Below are 16,209 nucleotides of genomic sequence, written 5' to 3' on the forward strand. Positions count from 1 at the left end.
GGAGGCACCCCTAGGGCACCCCGCAGGAGGTGTGGGTGCATGGTGGGTGTCATTGGGTTGGCAGTGTGGAGTTGCTGGTCAGGCATTGTCGGGTGCTGGTGGGGCATGAGTCCGTCATCCGGGTCCGATGAACGGCGCACGTTCGTACGGGGAAAGGTGCCGGTGAGCTGCCGAAGGTTGCTCCCACGGCCGGTGGGGAGCAATTCCTCCGGCCCGCTCCGCCGGCCGGCCCGCCGCCCGTGACCCTTGGCACGCAAGGGCTTGCTGGACCGGGGGTCCACCCTGGACACCGCGCGCGCGGCGCCCGGGACGGCCGGGCCGGGTATTGACAAAAGTCACCCGGCCTGCCACGTGCGACGGGTATGAGCGATTCACGAATGCGCTGTGACGAACCTTCGCGCAGACGGTGAACGCAGACCTTGTTGAAACAGGTGCCCGTCCAGCAGGTTTAGATGGCGTTCCGCACCACCGGGCCAAGCTGTGCGAGAGGGGACTCCCATGTCTGTCAATGCGACCGAGATTCTCAATGCCTTCTTCTTCGATGGTGCCGACGCTCCGGCGGACGGTGACGTGCGCATCGACGTCGTGGACAGCTGGACCACCAGCGACCTGGCGGCGGTCCGGCCGACCACCATCAGCTGGAGCGAGGCCCGGGTGGACGCGGCCCGCTGACGGAACCGGGGCGACCGCCACCGGCGACCACGAGCTGAATCGCGGGGGGAACGAGATGACGGACACCGACCTGTGGGTGCGACGGTTCCACCCGGCGGACGAGGCGGCGACCAGGTTGCTGTGCCTGCCGCACGCCGGCGGCTCGGCGAGCTACTTCGCCCGGGTGGCCAGGACGCTCGCCCCCGAGGTCGACGTGCTCGCCGTCCAGTACCCCGGTCGGCAGGACCGGTTGCGGGAGCCGGGCCTCACCTCGGTCCACGAGATCGCGGACCGACTGGTGACGGTGCTGCTGCCGCTTGTCGACAGGCCGCTCACCGTCTTCGGCCACAGCCTCGGCGCGACCATCGGCTACGAGGTCGCGCTGAGGCTGCGGCGGGCGGGCGCCGGCCCGACCGCGCTGTTCGTCTCCGGCAGGCGGGCTCCGCACCTCCGCAAGGAGGAGCGGACCCACCTGCGGGACGACGCCGGCCTGATCGCCGAGGTACGCGCCCTGGCGGGCACCGACAGCGCGCTGCTGGAGGACGAGGACGTGCTGCGGATGGTCCTGCCGGCCATCCGCTCGGACTACACCGCGGCCGAGACCTACGAGTACCGGCCCGGGCCACGCCTGGACTGCCCGATCGTCGCGCACATCGGCGACAGCGACCCGCGGGTGTCGGTCGACGAGGCGAAGGCGTGGCGGGAACACACCGACGCGGGGTTCGAGTTCGTCGTCCACCCGGGCGGTCACTTCTATCTCAACGACAACATGTCCGCGGTGCTGCGCAGCATCAGGGCGCACACCCGGTCGCTCAGCTCGGCCTCGCGCGGCGCCGCCACGGTCGCCCACGCCGAACAACCGGGGTGAGTCGCCGGTCGACCCGAGCCTCAGGAGTGTCCGGAGGTGACCCACATGGCACTGATCGAGAGAGAACACCTGCTGTCCGACCTCGTCGAGACGTACGCGACGGCTGCCGCGGGCCAGGGCCGGGTCGCGCTGGTCGACGGCGGCGTCGCCAGCGGGAAGACCCGACTGGTGAACGCCGTGACCGAGGTGGCCGTCGGCGAGGGCGCGCTGGTGCTGACCGCGGCCTGTTCGGTCGCGGAGAGCATGATCCCCCTGGGGGTGGTGGGACAGCTGTTCCACAGCCTCCGGGCCCAGACCACCTCGACCGGCCACCTGCCGCTGCTGCGGCGCGACACGGGGCCGGCGGGGAACCCGGACGACCCCACCCTGCGGCACGGTGACGCGCAACTGCTGGAGGACGTCTGCCAGGTCCTCCTCGACGTGGCCGCCGACCGGCCCCTGGTGGTGGTCGTCGACGACGTCCAGTTCGCGGACTCCCTGTCGTTGCAGGCGCTGCTGTACCTGCAACGGCGCATCCGTTTCGCGCGGGTGCTGCTCGTGCTGAGCGGATGCGTGGGCGCGCGGCCCGAGGCGGCCGCCTTCCGCGCGGAGCTCACGCGGCAGCCGCACTGCCGTCACCTGCGGCTGCTCCCGCTGTCGCCCGACGGCGTCGGGCGACTGCTCGCCGAGCGGATCCGGCCGGAGGCCGCCCGGCGGCTCGCCGCGTCGGCGCACGCGGTCAGCGGCGGCAACCCGATGCTCGTACACGCGCTGCTCGACGACGCCCTCGCCGGCGCCGACGGGGACGTCGCGCCCACGGTGGGCGCGACGTTCGTCCAGGCCGCGCTCGCCTGCCTGCACCGCAGCGACCCCCGGCTGCTCGACGTCGCCCGCGCCCTCGCGGTCGTCGGCCCGTCCGCGTCCGCCGGGCTCGTCACCGGGCTGGCGGGCCTCTGCGCGGCGACGACCCGGCAGGTGCTCGGCGCGCTCGCCGAGGCGGGCCTCACCGAGGGGCACTCCTACCACCACCCGGCGGTACGCGCGGCGGTGCTCGACGACTGCCCGCCGCAGACGCAGTCGGCACTGCGGTCGCGGGCCGCGCTCCTGCTCCACGAGGACGGCGCGTCCGCCGCCGAGGTGGCCGCGCACCTCGTGGGCGTCGACGGACCGGCCGGACCCTGGGCCGTGCCGGTGCTGGTCGCGGCGGCCGGGGAGGCCGTCGCCGGCGGCGCCGCACGGCACGCCGTGGACTGCCTGGAACTGGCGCTGCGATCCACCGAGGACGACCGCGAGCGGGCCGCCGTGGAGGCGGCCCTCGTCCGGGTGCACTGGCGCAGCGACCCCGAGGCGGTTCCGCGGCACCTGTCGTCGCTGGCGGCGGCGGCTCGCGCCGGCCTCCTCGACGAGGCCGACACGCTGCTGCTCGCCCGGTCGCTCGCCTGGCAGGGCAGGCACGACGAGGCGGTGGAGGCGCTCGACGGGGTCGGCGACCTCACCACGCACCCGGACCCCGACCTCGGCGCCGACCACCTCGCCACCCGCGAGTGGCTGCGGCACTGCCGCCCGCACGGCGGCGACGGTCCGGGCGACCCCGGGCCGGGCGCGGCGGTCGACCGCGCCGAGGAGGTGCTGCAACGCGCCCGCCCCGGTGACTCCCTCCTGGTGTCGGTGTGGCACGCGCTGCGGGTGCTGATCGGCGCCGACCAGCTCGACCGTGCCGCCGACTGGTGCGAGAAGCTGGCGGGGGAGGCCGAGTCGCACGGGATCACGAGCTGGCGGGCCGTCCTGACCGACGTACGGGCCGCCGTCGCGCTGTGCCGCGGCGACCTCGCCGCCGCCGAGCGGCACGCGCGCGACGCGCTGGCCACGATGCCGCCCGCCGCGTGGGGCGTCGCCGTCGGCTCGCCGCTCGCGCACCTGGTCCTGGCCTGCACGATGACCGGGCAGCTCGCCGAGGCCGAGGCGGCCCTGCGGGAGCCGACGCCGGCCGCGATGCGCCAGAGCCTGTTCTGGCCGCAGTACCTGCGGGCCCGGGGCGTCTACTACGACGCCGTGGACCGGCGGCACGCCGCGCTCGCGGACTTCCAGACCGCCGGCCAGCTCGCCGTCGGCTGGGGCGCCGACGATCCGTCCGCGCTGCCGTGGCGGGTCGACCTCGCCCGGCTGTACGTCCGGATGGGCCGGCCCGACCAGGCCCGGAAGCTGGTCACCGAACACCTGGCGCTGCCGGGTGGCGACGCCCCGCGCGCCAAGGGCATGGGGCTGCGGGCGTTGGCGGCGGCGTACGCGCCCAAGCAACGGCAGGTGATGCTGCGCGAGGCGATGGACCTGCTGCACGCCAGCGGGGACCGGCACGAACTCGCGCACGTCTTCGCGGACCTGAGCCAGACCGGGCACGCCCTCGGCGAGTTCGGGCGCGCCAAGATGATGGGCGCACACGCCCTCCAGCTCGCCGAGGGCTGCCACGCCGAGCTGCTGCGGCGCAAGCTCAAGCCGTCCGACGACACCCTCGAAGCCGGGGTGGCCGGCGCGAAGGACGGGCTCGCCACGCTTACCGACGCCGAGCGTCGAGTCGTGAACCTGGCCGCCCGCGGGCACACCAACCGCGAGATCGGCGACCGGCTGTTCATCACCGTCAGCACCGTCGAGCAGCACCTGACGCGGGCCTACCGGAAGTTGAAGATCAGCACGCGTACGGAGCTGGTGCACATCGACCCGCCGAAGGGCGCGCGCGGCGCGCGTCGCCGGCGCGTCGCCCCGGTCGGCCCGCCCTCGGGCGACAAGGAAACCACGATGCGATCGGACACGACATGACCGTTGCCGAGGACGAACAGGTCGGTAGCCGGGAGCGCACGCTCGCCCGGCAGATACTCGAACTGGTCTTCCGCTTCCGCCGTCTCGAGCACGCCGACGACCCGTGCGGGGCACAGCCGTGCGACGACTGCTTCGCGACCCACGAGGAACGGGTGGGCCGGTACGTACGCAGCGGCGAGCCGCTGCACTTCGTGCTGCCGGCGTTCCCCGCGAAGTCCCGCAACCCGGAGAAGGTGGTCGGGTCGCTGCCCGACCTCGGTGAGCGGATCTCCGTGGAGTTCCTCCAGTCCTTCTGCGAGCAGGTCAGCCACTACCACCCGGCCGGCGCGCGGATCCTCATCTGCTCCGACGGCCACGTCTTCTCCGACCTGCTCGGCATCCCCGACGAGGACGTGACCGCGTACCGCACGGAACTGCAACGCATCATCGACCAGACCGGCGCGTCCTCGGTCTCGATGTACTCGCTCGACGACGCGTTCGGGGCGATGTCCTACGACGAGATGCGCGGGCGGCTGCTCGCCGGGTACGCCACGCCGCTCGCGGACATCCGCGCCGAGGTGCTGACCGACCTGGGCGCCCGGTCGCTGTTCAACGGCATGCACCGGTTCATGCTCGAGGACCAGGGCCCGCTGCACCCCGAGCTGAGCCGGACCAAGCTGCGCGAGCACTGCAAGGAGTTCGCGTACCAGATGATCCGGCGTAGCCGCGCCTGGGGAGACCTGGTCGGCACGAAGTTCCCCGACTCGCTGCGGCTGTCGATCCACCCGCAGCCCCGGCACGCCGAGAAGATCGGGCTGCACCTGATCCGGACCAGGGACAGCTGGCTGACGCCGTGGCACGGCGTCGTCCTCGACGACGGCGTCAACCTGACGCTGGTCAAGCGCAGCCAGGCCGAGCGGGACCGGGCCTCGCTGGTCTGGCGCAACGGCCGGCCGAGCCACTACGTCAACCCCCACTTCCGGCAGGAGGAGATCGCCTCATGACCACGGCAGACGAGCTGCGGGTGCAGCGGACGCCGCTGGCGCCGTTCGGCACGCTGGTGACGGCGGAGCACGACGGCGCCGACCTGCGGGACATCGCGCCCGCGACGCTGGAGCGCTGGACGATCGAGTCCAAGGTGGTCGTGCTGCGCGGCTTCCCCCTGCTCGACACCGAGGACCTCATCGCCTACTGCGAGAGCTGGGGCGAGGTGCTGACCTGGGACTTCGGCGCCGTCCTGGACCTGGTGGTCCAGGAGGACCCGAAGAACTACCTGTTCAGCCGTACGGACGTGCCGTTCCACTGGGACGGCGCGTTCGCGCGGGCCGCGCCGCGGTTCTTCCTCTTCCAGTGCCTCGAGGCGCCGGTGCCCGGCGGCGGCGGCGAGACGGTGTTCTCCGACAGCACCGACGTGATCCGGCGCGCCTCGCCGGAGCTGGTGCGCGAGTGGGCGGCGACGGAGGTCAGCTACCGCACGGAGAAGCTCGGCTACTACGGCGGCGAGACCGTGTCGCCGCTGCTCACCACGCACTCGGAGACCGGCGAGACGATCATGCGGTACGGCGAGCCGCTCGACCCGGAGCGCTACCGCAACCCGGTGTGGGTGACCATCGGCGGCAGGTCGGCGGAGGAGGCCGAGCCGTTCATGGCCGACCTGCGCGACCGGCTGCACCACCCGGACGTCTGCTACCACCACGAGTGGGTCGACGGCGACATCGTGGTCGTCGACAACCAGGCGCTGCTGCACGGTCGCAACGCCTTCCGCGGCAACTCCTCCCGGCACCTCCAGCGGATCCAGATCCTCTGACCCCCGTCAGGGGCGCTCGCGGTGCCACCGAAGGTCCTCAACCCCGAAGGAAGACACCATGACCGTCGAAGAGGCGCGCGCGGGCGCGTCCACACCGGCGCCGGCCACCGCGCGGCGCCCGATCTACCACTCCATCCGCATCCGCCGGGTCGAGTTCCTGCCCGTGATGCTGGCCATCTACGCGATCCCGTCGCTGCTGTCGGTCGACGACCTGAGCACCCTGGCCTCGGTCCACTTCGCGCTGGTGATCGTGATGGCGCTGTCCATCATGCACTTCATCGACATGACCAACGCGTACGCCGACCGCGACGTCGACGCCGTGTACAAGACGTGGCTGTCCCAGGCGGTGTACGGGCTGGGACTGCGCAACGTGCGGTGGCAGATCGCCGCCACCGGCGCGGGTGTGCTGGCCCTCGCGACCTACTTCACCTTCCGCACCGGGCACTGGGACATCCTGCCCCTGGTCGCGTTCACCCTCTGGATCGGCGCCCAGTACTCCATCCCGCCGGTCCACCTGAAGAGCTCCGGCGTGGGGCAGATCCCCGGCCTCGCCGCCGTGCTGATCTGGCTGCCGATGCTCGTCGTCGTCCGGTCGGTGCCCGGTGAGCTGTCGTGGCCGCTGCTGGCCGTGATCATCGGCTTCGGGCTGAACCAGGTCGGCATCGTCATGGTCAACACGGCCGAGGACTGGCCGGAGGACGCGGCGTTCAACATCCGCACGTGCGTACGCGCGCTGGGGCTGACCCGCGCGATGGCCGTCGCGAGCGGGCTGATCGCGGTCGGCGGCTCCACGGTGTGCGTGTCGGTGCTCGCCATCGGCGGCTTCACCTGGGGTGCCGTGCCGATGATCGCCGCCATCGCGTTCGCGCTGGTGCACGTGTCGGGCACCTGGCGCGGCGTGCGCGGCAAGCCCCTCACGGACGCGCTGGCGTTCCTGCGGCCCCGGGCGAAGCTGGTGCCGTTGCAGGTGGCGAGCACCGGCTGGGGAACCGTGATCGCCGCCGCCTTCGCACAGGCGAGCTGAGCCCCGGTGGGGAGGGACACCATGGCGCAGGTCGTGCTGCTCGACGAGGAGGGACGGCCGGTGGGCGTCACCGAGGGCGCGACGGTGCACCACCTGCGTACGCCGTTGCACCTGGCGTTCTCCTGTTACGTCTTCACCAGCGACGCGAAGCTGCTGCTCACCATGCGCAGCGACCGCACGCGCACCTGGCCGGGGATCTGGACGAACTCGTGCTACGGGCACCCCGTGCCGGGAGAACCGGTCCCCGCGGCGGTGACCCGCACCGTACGCGCCGAGCTCGGCCTGGCCGCGCCCGCGCCGGAGCTGGTCCTGCCCGCCTTCCGGTACCGCGCCACGATGGACAACGGGGTGGCGGAGAACGCCGTGTCTCCGGTGTTCCGGGTGGTGACCGACGACCGCCCGACCCCCGACCCGGCCGCCATCGGCGACTTCGAGTGGGTCGCCTGGGCGGACTTCGTGTACGCGGTCGGCACCGGCGACATCTCCGTGTCGCCGTGGTGTCGCCTCCAGGTCGCCGAACTCGTCACCCTCGGCGACGACCCGACGCGGTGGCCCACGGCCGACGAGTGCCTCCTGCCCGGCGGGACGCTGACGGCCACCGGCTGATCGGCGCGCGGTGGACCGTGCCCACCGGCGAGGTGGGCGCGGTCCGTCGTCCGTTGCGGCGGGTGCTGCTGTCGGGCCCGGTCAAGACCCGGCCCGGACGCTGGCCTGCACGGTGAACGTGCCGTTCCCCCGCCAGGTGCGCAGCGTGCCGCCCGCGTCCCGCAGCCGGTCGGCCAGCTCCGGCAGCCCGCTGCCGTCGAGGTCCGGCGCCCCGTCGCCGGCCCCGTCGTTGACCACCGTCAGCCGCGCCCCGGACGCCTCGCCGGTGATCTCGATCGTGCACCACCGCGCCTCGCCGTGCCGCAGCACGTGGGCGCCGGCCTCGCGCAGCACGGACACCAGCGGCCCGGTGAGCGCGGGCGGCAGGTCGCGCTCCGGCTGCGTCACGGAGCACCGCACACCGGCGTTGCGCAGCACCCGTGCCACCGTCTCCGCCTGCTCGCGCAGGCCGACGCTGCGGTAGCCGTGCACGGCCTCGCGCATCCGGGCCGACGCGGCCGCCGCGAGCGCCCGCATCTCGGCGGTCTCCTTCCTGGTCCGCTCCCCGTCGACCATTGCCAGCCGCGACGCCAGCTCCGCCTTGAGGACGAGCGCCGACAGCTCGTTCGCGAGCAGGGCGTAGACGTCCCGGGCGCACCGCAGCCGTTCCTCGGCCGTCGCCAGCCGGGCCAGGGCGTCGTGCCCCTCCCGGGCCTGCGCCCGGAACGTCCAGAACCACAGGTGCAGCACGTTCCACGTCGCCACCGTCAGCCCGAGCATCGCCGTGACGGTCACCGCGTCGCGCACGGGACCGCCGAGCCACCAGGCCGTCGCCGCGGCCACCAGCACCGTCCCGGCCATCAGGGTCACCGCGCACCGGACCGGCAGCAGCAGCGGCGCGGCCCCGACGAGCGCGGCCCCCACGAACGCCCAGGCCCGCCCCGGGGTGTCGCCGACCGGCCCGACGAGCGGGACGGACAGCACGGCGGCCGTGGCGCAGCCGGTGACCAGCCACCGGCCGGTCGTCGTCGCCCGCCACGGCATGACCGACCGGTACAGCGCCGCGGCCAGCGCCAGGACCAGGAGCAGCGACCCCGCCGCGCCGAGCACGATCCCGCGCGGGTCGGGCTCGCGACGCAGCTCCAGGGCGGCGAGCAGTACGCAGGCGGCCACGCCGCTCGCGGCGCCCGCCAGGATGCACAGCCTCGCCCGCCGCATGCCCGGGGTGGACAGGGCGTCAGCCGGCGCGGCGGGGGTCCCCGTCAGGCCGGTGGGCCGGCTCCCGGTGACCATCAACGCCACGGCTCCCGGCGGACGTGGCGCGTGCCGGGCCCCGGCACGCCCGGACGCGCCGACCCGGGCAGCGGCGCGCTCGGTGTCGTCGCCTGCCGGATCACGGTCACCACGGAATGCATGGTATCGGTTACGGTCGGTTCGTGCCGACGTGGATCCGTCCCCGCCGTCGCGTCCCGGGGCCGCCACCCGCCGGGCTCGCCCGTGCGGTGGGTGGTCTCGAGGAGCTGCGCTGTCATCGGAGGGCCTCCGTCCGGTCCTGGTCGCGTGGGCGCCGGCGGGCGCCGGTCCGCCCCGCGGGTCGCCGGCCGAGCCGCGGGCGTCGCCACGCGCTCGGTCGTGCCGTCAGCATGGCGGCGGGGACGCGCCGGATCCCATCCCCGCGTGTCACGTACGACCCGGGAGAACTGCACGGGTGAACCGTGCGCCGGTGTGTCGTCTGCGGGTTCCCGGGCGGCCCGGAAATTGCGCGTTCCATCGCCCTGAAATTGTTACCGCCATCGCTCGGTAATTTGCGCTTCGAGTCGTGTCGACAGATGGCGAACGTGATTGCGGCCGATGGTTCGACTCGGCTAATTTGCAGACACGAAATGCCTCTCCTCTCTGGAGGCTGCTGTGTCCTCATCCGTCGGAATTCTGGGCACCGGATCCTGGGTGCCCACGCGAGCATTGCCGAACGAGGAAATCGCGCGTCGCGTACCGGGCGCCAGCCCGGAATGGATCGTACGCAAGACCGCCATTCGTTCGCGCCGGTTCGCGGCGGCGGAGGAGGCCACGTCGGACCTGGCCGTGCGGGCCGCGTCCCGCGCCCTGCGGGACGCGGGCATCGGCGCCGACCGCGTCGACTACCTCATCGTGTCGACGTCGACCCCGGACCACCCGCAGCCGCCGACGGCCTGCCTGGTGCAGGACCGTCTCGGCGCGTACGGGGCCGCGTGCTTCGACGTCAACGCGGTGTGCGCGGGATTCGTGCACGCCCTGGTGCTGGCGCAGTCGCTGGTGGCGGACCGGCCCGGCACCCACGCGCTCGTGGTCGGCGCCGACGTGTACTCGCGCATCCTCGACTTCGACGACCGGCGCACGGCCGTGCTGTTCGGCGACGGCGCCGGCGCGGCCGTCGTGGGGACGACGGCACCGGGGCGCGGTGTCGTCGAGTACGAGCTGGCCAGCCGGGGCGACGCCAGCGGCCTGATCGGGGTGGCGGCGGGCGGCAGCAGGCTGCCGGCGTCCGCGACGACGGTGGCGGACGGCGGCCACTTCTTCCGCATGCACGGCCGCGGCGTCACCGAGCTCGTCCTCCAGGACGTCCCGCCGTTCGTGGACAAGCTGCTGGCCAGGGCGGGCGTCGGCGCGGCGGACGTCGCGCACGTGGTGCCGCACCAGCCCAACGGCCTGCTCCTCGACGAGCTGGTACGCGCGTGCGGGCTGACCGCCGCGCACACGCACCGCACGGTGGAGGAGTACGCGAACGTCGGCAGCGCCTCGGTGCCGCTCACCCTCGACCACGCCAACCGGGCCGGGCTGCTCCGCGACGGCGACCTCGTCCTCCTGCTGGCGTTCGGCGGTGGGATGTCGCTCGGGGCGTGCCTGCTGCGGTGGGGCCGGACATCCGGCCCGGACCCCGGTGGGGACCGGTGAGCCCACCGGCCGACCACCGCACCCCTGAAACCCTGCCCGCTTCCACGCCAACCCTGTCGAAACAGGACGGTTATTCATGAAGACCTTGACGAAGCTCGGCGCGTTCGCGCTCGCCCTGGTGTTGGTGCTGGGTAGCGCCTACACCGTCGGCCGCGTGGTCGGGCCGCCGCCGACCGCCGCACCCGCGGCCGCACCCGCCGCCAAGCCGGCCGCCGTGGCCGAGGAGTCCTCGTACGGCCTGACCATCAACCACGAGAGCATGAACCTGAAGGTGATCACGGACAACGTCCGGGCGGGCACGAAGCAGACCTTCGCCTTCCAGATCCTGCAGCACGACGGCACGCCGCTGGTGAAGTACAAGCCGCAGCACGAGAAGCTGATGCACCTGATCGTGGCGCGGCGCGACCTGTCGAACTTCCAGCACGTCCACCCGAACCTCGGCTCGGACGGCGTGTGGCGGGTGCCGCTGACCTTCGCGGCGGCGGGCGAGTACCGCGTCTTCGCCGACTACATGCCGCTGTGGGGCATCCACGGCGAGACGCTCGGGGCGGACGTGTCGGTGTCGGGCGACTACCGGCCGGAGGCGCTGCCCGCGCCGTCGACCACCTCGACGGTCGACGGCTACACGGTGACCCTCGGCGGCGAGCTGACGCCCGGCAAGAGCGGCAAGCTGACGCTCAGCGTCGCGAAGGACGGCAAGCCGGTCACCGACCTGGAACCGTACCTCGGCGCCTTCGGGCACCTGGTCGCGCTGCGCGACGGCGACATGGCGTACCTGCACGTCCACCCCGACGGCACGCCGGGCGACGGGCAGACCGCGCCCGGTCCGGACGTCCTGTTCCACGCCACCGCGCCGAGCTTCGGCGACTACCGGCTGTTCCTGGACTTCCAGCACCAGGGCGTCGTGCGCACGGCGTCGTTCACCCTGCGCGTGAAGGGCCCCAACCCGCCGCCGCACGGCCTGAGCGAGGAGGCCTTCGCGGCGGCCAAGGCCCGCAACGAGGAGGCCGTGCGCAACGGCGGAGCCGCTGTCCCGGCCGACACGACCGGCGGCGGCACGGAGGGGGGCACCGAGCATGGCCACGGCTGAGAACCACCTGGAACTGCTGATCGGTGGCATGACGTGCGCGGCCTGCGCCGCGCGCATCGAGAAGCGCCTAAACGACATCGACGGGGTGGAGGCGACCGTCAACTACGCCACCGAGAAGGCGAAGGTGCTCCTCCCGCCCGGGCTCACGCAGGCGCGGGTGATCGCCGCCGTCGAGGAGATCGGCTTCACGGCCCGGCCGGTGCAGCCGCGCGTGGCCAGGGCGGAGAACCACCTGGAACTGTTGATCGGTGGCATGACGTGCGCGGCCTGTGCGGCGCGTATCGAGAAGCGCCTCAACGACATCGACGGGGTGGAGGCGACCGTCAACTACGCCACCGAGAAGGCGAAGGTTCTGGTCGCGCCCCAGGTCTCGCGGGAGACGGTGATCGCCGCCGTCGAGGAGATCGGCTTCACGGCCCGGCCGGCGCTGCCGCCCGCGGCACCGGCGGCGGACGTCCCGGATCCGGCGGCCGCGGAGGAGGCCGAGCACGACCGTGAGCTGCGGGCGGCCCGCCACCGCCTCTGGGTCGTCGCCGTGCTGGCGGTGCCGGTCATCGCGATGTCGATGTTCTCCCAGCTCCAGTTCGAGTACTGGCAGTGGGCCTGCCTCACGTTGAGCGCGCCGGTCGTGGTGTGGGGGGCGTGGCCGTTCCACCGGGCCGCCTTCGCCAACCTCCGGCACGCCGCCGCCTCGATGGACACGCTGGTCTCGGTGGGCACGCTCGCCGCGTTCGTGTGGTCGCTGTACACGCTGTTCCTCGGCACCGCCGGCGTGCCCGGCATGCGGCACCCGTTCCGGATCACCCTGGAGCGGACGCCCGGCGAGGGCAACATGTACCTGGAGGTCGCCGCGGGCGTGACCCTGTTCATCCTCTGCGGCCGGTACTTCGAGGCCCGCGCGAAGCGCCGCTCCGGCGCCGCGCTGCGCGCGCTGCTGTCGCTGGGCGCCAAGGACGTGACGGTGCTGCGCGACGGCGCCGAGGCGATCGTGCCGATCTCGGCGCTCGCCGTCGGCGACCGGTTCCTCGTGCGGCCCGGCGAGAAGGTGGCGACCGACGGCGTCGTGGAGGAGGGCTCCTCGGCGGTCGACGCGAGCATGCTCACCGGCGAGTCCGTGCCGGTCGAGGTGGGACCGGGTGACGAGGTCGTCGGCGCGACGGTGAACGCCGGCGGGCGGCTCGTCGTCCGCGCCACGAAGGTGGGCGGCGAGACGCAGCTCGCGCAGATGGCCAGGCTCGTGGAGGACGCGCAGACCGGCAAGGCCGCCGTCCAGCGGCTCGCGGACCAGGTGTCGGCGGTGTTCGTGCCCGGGGTGATCGCGCTGTCGCTCGCCACGCTGGGCTACTGGCTCGGCTCCGGCCAGCCGGCGGCGGCCGCGTTCACCGCTGCCGTGGCCGTACTGATCATCGCCTGCCCGTGCGCGCTGGGACTGGCGACGCCGACCGCGCTGCTGGTCGGCACCGGCCGGGGCGCCCAGCTCGGCATCCTCATCAAGGGACCGCAGGTGTTGGAGTCCACGCGGACCGTCGACACCGTCGTGCTCGACAAGACCGGCACGGTGACCACCGGCGAGATGTCCGTCGTGGAGGTCGTGCCCGTCGACGGGGAGGACGACGTCCAGCTGCTGCGGCTCGCCGGCGCACTGGAGAGCGCGTCGGAGCACCCCATCGCCCGGGCCGTCGTCGCGGGAGCCAGGGACCGGTGCGGCGAACTGCCCCCGGTCACGGACTTCGCCAGCGAGGCCGGCGTCGGCGTGCGCGGCACCGTCGACGGGCACGAGGTCGTCGTCGGCCGGGCGTCGCTGCTGGGCGCGTGGGCGACCGACCTGCCCCCGGAGCTGGTCGCCGCCAGGGCGACGGCCGACGCGGCGGGCCGTACGTCGGTCATGGTCGGCTGGGACGGCGCCCTGCGGGGGATGCTCGTCGTGTCCGACCGGGTGAAGTCCACAAGCGCGGCGGCGGTGGCGCAGTTCAAGCGGCTCGGGCTGCACCCGATCCTGCTGACGGGCGACAACTCCGCGGTGGCGGCGGCGATCGCGGCGGAGGTGGGGATCGACGACGTGGTCGCCGAGGTCCTCCCCGCCGGGAAGGTCGATCTGGTCAAGCGGCTCCAGGCCGACGGCAAGGTCGTCGCGATGGTCGGCGACGGCGTCAACGACGCCGCCGCCCTCGCGCAGGCCGACCTGGGCATCGCGATGGGCACCGGCAGCGACGTGGCGATCGAGTCCGGCGACCTGACGGTGGTCCGGGGCGACCTGCGGGTGGTCGCGGACGCCATCCGGCTGTCGCGGCGCACCCTCGGCACGATCAAGGGCAACCTGTTCTGGGCCTTCGCGTACAACGTCGCGGCCATCCCGCTCGCGGCGAGCGGGCTGCTCAATCCGATGCTGGCGGGTCTGATCATGGCCGGCAGTTCGGTGTTCGTGGTGTCGAACAGCCTGCGGCTGCGGCGGTTCAAGGCGCTCGCCGGCAACGAACTCCCGGACCGGGCCGACACGACGGAGGCGTCGCGCGCCCCGATGGTCACCGCCTCCTGACGCGTCGAGCGCGCACGTCCCGTACGGAAAGAAACGGAGCCGCACCATGGCCGAGCCGAGCCGGCTCGCGGAGGATCCTCAGCTCCTGCTGCTGCACGCGGCCGGTCTCGGCCGGGCGAGCTGGGACGCCGTCGTCGAACGCATCCCGGGCTTCGCCCGGACCCTCGCGATCGACCTGCCCGGTCATGGCAGCGTGCCGGGGCTCGCGTACGACCGGGACGTCGTGCCGAGGCTCGCCGAGTACGTCGCGGAGCGGATCGCCGCGCTGGGGCTGCGCAGGCCGCACGTGGTCGGGCACTCGCTCGGCGGGGTGATCGCGCTCGAACTGGCGCGTCGGGTGCCCGTCGCGGCGGTGACCGCCCTGTGCAGCATCGGGTTCCGGGCGGTCTGCCACGCCTCGATGTGCGTGGTGCGGACCCACGCGATCCTGCGGATGACCGCCGCGGTGGGGCCGAGGACGCGGGGGCGGCTGCTCAACCGGGGGGTGGTCCGCAGGATGGTCATGGGCAGCGTGTCGGCCCGGCCCGCCGCCCTCCGGCCGGACGTGGCCGCCGCCGACGTGAACTCGATGATCACCAGCGACCTGTCCGCCCTGAGCCGGTACGCGGGGCTCTACTCGTTCCGCGCCGACGCCACCGACACGACGCCGGTGAACCTCGTCTGGGCCGACCAGGACCGCGTGGTCCCGTTGCGCGACGCGCTGCGGGCCCGGCGGGTGCTCCCGAGGGCGCAGCACTACGTCATTCCCGGCAGCGGTCACTTCGTCGTACGCGACGACCCGCACAGCGCCGCTGCCGTCATCCACGCCTGTCACGCCCAGGTGCTGTGGGAGAGGCAGGCCGAGACTCGCAGAGGAGTTCGCGGAAATGTGAACCCACAGCGCGGTAATTGAGCAGGCAATTCGGCCCCGCACATCTGTCGGGGCGGGAACTGTTGACCGACCGGACGCGACTACTGAGGTACGCGGAGCCCGGGACCACCGCTCAGAGGAGTGCGAATGAAAATCACCCCGCAGGCTGGAAAGAAGTTCGGCGTGATCGTGGAGGGTTTCGACGCGGAAACCGCCTCGCCGGAGGACATCGTCGAGCTGAAGAAGGCCATCTACTCGAACAAGATCGTCGTGCTGAAGAACCAGGACCTGTCGCCGCAGCAGTTCCTGGCGCTCGGCCAGCGGCTGGGCCGGGTCGCAGAGTACTACGAGCCGGTCTACCACCACCCCGAGGTGAAGGAGGTGTTCGTCTCCTCCAACGTCAAGGAGGAGGACGGCCGCCAGATCGGGGTGCCGAAGACCGGCAAGTTCTGGCACTCGGACTACCAGTTCATGCCGCGTCCGTTCGACATCACCATGATCTACCCGCAGGTCGTGCCGTCGAAGAACCGGGGCACCTACTTCATCAACCTGGCGACCGCCTACGAGCAGCTCTCCGAGGAGCTGAAGCTGGCCGTCAAGGACAAGACGGCGACGCACAGCGTGCTGCGGTACTTCAAGATCCGGCCGACCGACGTCTACCGGCCGATCTCGGAGATCATCGACGAGGTCAACGCGAAGACCCCGCCGGTGACGAGCCCGCTCGCGTTCCCGCACCCGCACACGGACGAGACCCTGCTCTACCTGAGCGAGGGCTTCACCCTGTCGGTGCAGGACGCGGACGGCAACGACCGGCCGGAACTGCTGGCCGAGCTGCTCACGGCCACCGGCCAGCTCGACCGCACCTACGAGCACGAGAACATCCACCTCCAGACGTTCGAGAAGGGCGACATGCTCCTCTGGGACAACCAGAGCCTGGTCCACCGGGCGCTGCACACCGCGACGCCGGAGCCGGCCGTGTCCTACCGCGTCACCGTCTACGACGACGTGGACGCCGCCTAGTCCCGCACGGACGTTCGATCCGCGGTGGGATCCGACGGCGTCGACCGTCGGATCCCACCGGTGTCCACATCGCAC

The 16,209-nt window shown here is 72.8% G+C and carries 13 protein-coding genes; 12 read left to right on the top strand and 1 reads right to left on the bottom strand.

Going from position 1 to position 16,209, the window contains the following annotated elements; translation table 11 throughout:
- Positions 1-498 precede the first annotated feature (498 nt).
- Genes ACGFNF_RS28465 through idi form a run of 7 tightly spaced genes read left to right on the top strand, consistent with a single transcriptional unit; the run spans position 499 to position 7,728 of the window.
- Positions 499-672 (top strand): hypothetical protein, encoded by a 174-nt coding sequence (locus tag ACGFNF_RS28465; RefSeq protein WP_165947956.1) that lies wholly within the window; start codon positions 499-501, stop codon positions 670-672.
- A gap of 55 nt (positions 673-727) precedes the next feature.
- Positions 728-1,519, top strand: a complete 792-nt coding sequence (locus ACGFNF_RS28470; RefSeq protein ID WP_393171884.1) for a thioesterase II family protein — start codon at positions 728-730, stop codon at positions 1,517-1,519.
- A 45-nt stretch (positions 1,520-1,564) separates the two neighbouring features.
- Positions 1,565-4,312, top strand: a complete 2,748-nt coding sequence (locus tag ACGFNF_RS28475; protein WP_393171886.1) for an AAA family ATPase — start codon at positions 1,565-1,567, stop codon at positions 4,310-4,312.
- Positions 4,309-5,295, top strand: coding sequence for an L-tyrosine/L-tryptophan isonitrile synthase family protein (locus tag ACGFNF_RS28480; RefSeq protein ID WP_393171888.1), 987 nt, complete (start codon positions 4,309-4,311; stop codon positions 5,293-5,295). The genes ACGFNF_RS28475 and ACGFNF_RS28480 overlap by 4 nt, the downstream gene beginning before the upstream one ends.
- Complete coding sequence (locus ACGFNF_RS28485) at positions 5,292-6,098, top strand: TauD/TfdA dioxygenase family protein (protein WP_393171890.1); 807 nt, start codon at positions 5,292-5,294, stop codon at positions 6,096-6,098. Before ACGFNF_RS28480 ends, ACGFNF_RS28485 begins: the two co-directional genes overlap by 4 nt.
- A gap of 58 nt (positions 6,099-6,156) precedes the next feature.
- Positions 6,157-7,122: a UbiA family prenyltransferase gene (locus ACGFNF_RS28490; protein WP_357579774.1), complete on the top strand. Its 966-nt coding sequence runs from the start codon at positions 6,157-6,159 to the stop codon at positions 7,120-7,122.
- 21 nt (positions 7,123-7,143) lie between these two features.
- Positions 7,144-7,728: an isopentenyl-diphosphate Delta-isomerase gene (gene idi, locus ACGFNF_RS28495; RefSeq protein WP_357579773.1), complete on the top strand. Its 585-nt coding sequence runs from the start codon at positions 7,144-7,146 to the stop codon at positions 7,726-7,728.
- Between the two features lie 81 nt (positions 7,729-7,809).
- Here the strand turns inward: idi and ACGFNF_RS28500 are convergent, their stop codons facing one another.
- Positions 7,810-9,000: a sensor histidine kinase gene (locus tag ACGFNF_RS28500; RefSeq protein WP_393171892.1), complete on the bottom strand. Its 1,191-nt coding sequence runs from the start codon at positions 8,998-9,000 to the stop codon at positions 7,810-7,812.
- A 615-nt stretch (positions 9,001-9,615) separates the two neighbouring features.
- On the opposite strand from ACGFNF_RS28500, the gene ACGFNF_RS28505 reads away from it, so the two are divergent.
- The 5 genes from ACGFNF_RS28505 (at position 9,616) to ACGFNF_RS28525 (ending at position 16,134) form a co-directional block, all read left to right on the top strand.
- A complete protein-coding gene (locus ACGFNF_RS28505) occupies positions 9,616-10,638 on the top strand; it encodes a ketoacyl-ACP synthase III (protein WP_357579771.1) in 1,023 nt (340 codons plus the stop codon).
- 76 nt (positions 10,639-10,714) lie between these two features.
- Positions 10,715-11,728: a hypothetical protein gene (locus ACGFNF_RS28510; RefSeq protein WP_357579770.1), complete on the top strand. Its 1,014-nt coding sequence runs from the start codon at positions 10,715-10,717 to the stop codon at positions 11,726-11,728.
- Positions 11,715-14,264, top strand: a complete 2,550-nt coding sequence (locus ACGFNF_RS28515; RefSeq protein ID WP_393171895.1) for a heavy metal translocating P-type ATPase — start codon at positions 11,715-11,717, stop codon at positions 14,262-14,264. The genes ACGFNF_RS28510 and ACGFNF_RS28515 overlap by 14 nt, the downstream gene beginning before the upstream one ends.
- A gap of 46 nt (positions 14,265-14,310) precedes the next feature.
- Positions 14,311-15,156 (top strand): alpha/beta fold hydrolase, encoded by an 846-nt coding sequence (locus ACGFNF_RS28520; RefSeq protein WP_357579768.1) that lies wholly within the window; start codon positions 14,311-14,313, stop codon positions 15,154-15,156.
- Between the two features lie 105 nt (positions 15,157-15,261).
- Positions 15,262-16,134, top strand: coding sequence for a TauD/TfdA dioxygenase family protein (locus ACGFNF_RS28525; RefSeq protein WP_393171897.1), 873 nt, complete (start codon positions 15,262-15,264; stop codon positions 16,132-16,134).
- Positions 16,135-16,209: the final 75 nt, after the last annotated feature.

It is taken from the genome of Micromonospora sp. NPDC048868 (assembly GCF_043198195.1).
In the GTDB taxonomy this organism is placed as follows: Bacteria; Actinomycetota; Actinomycetes; order Mycobacteriales; family Micromonosporaceae; genus Micromonospora; species Micromonospora reichwaldensis.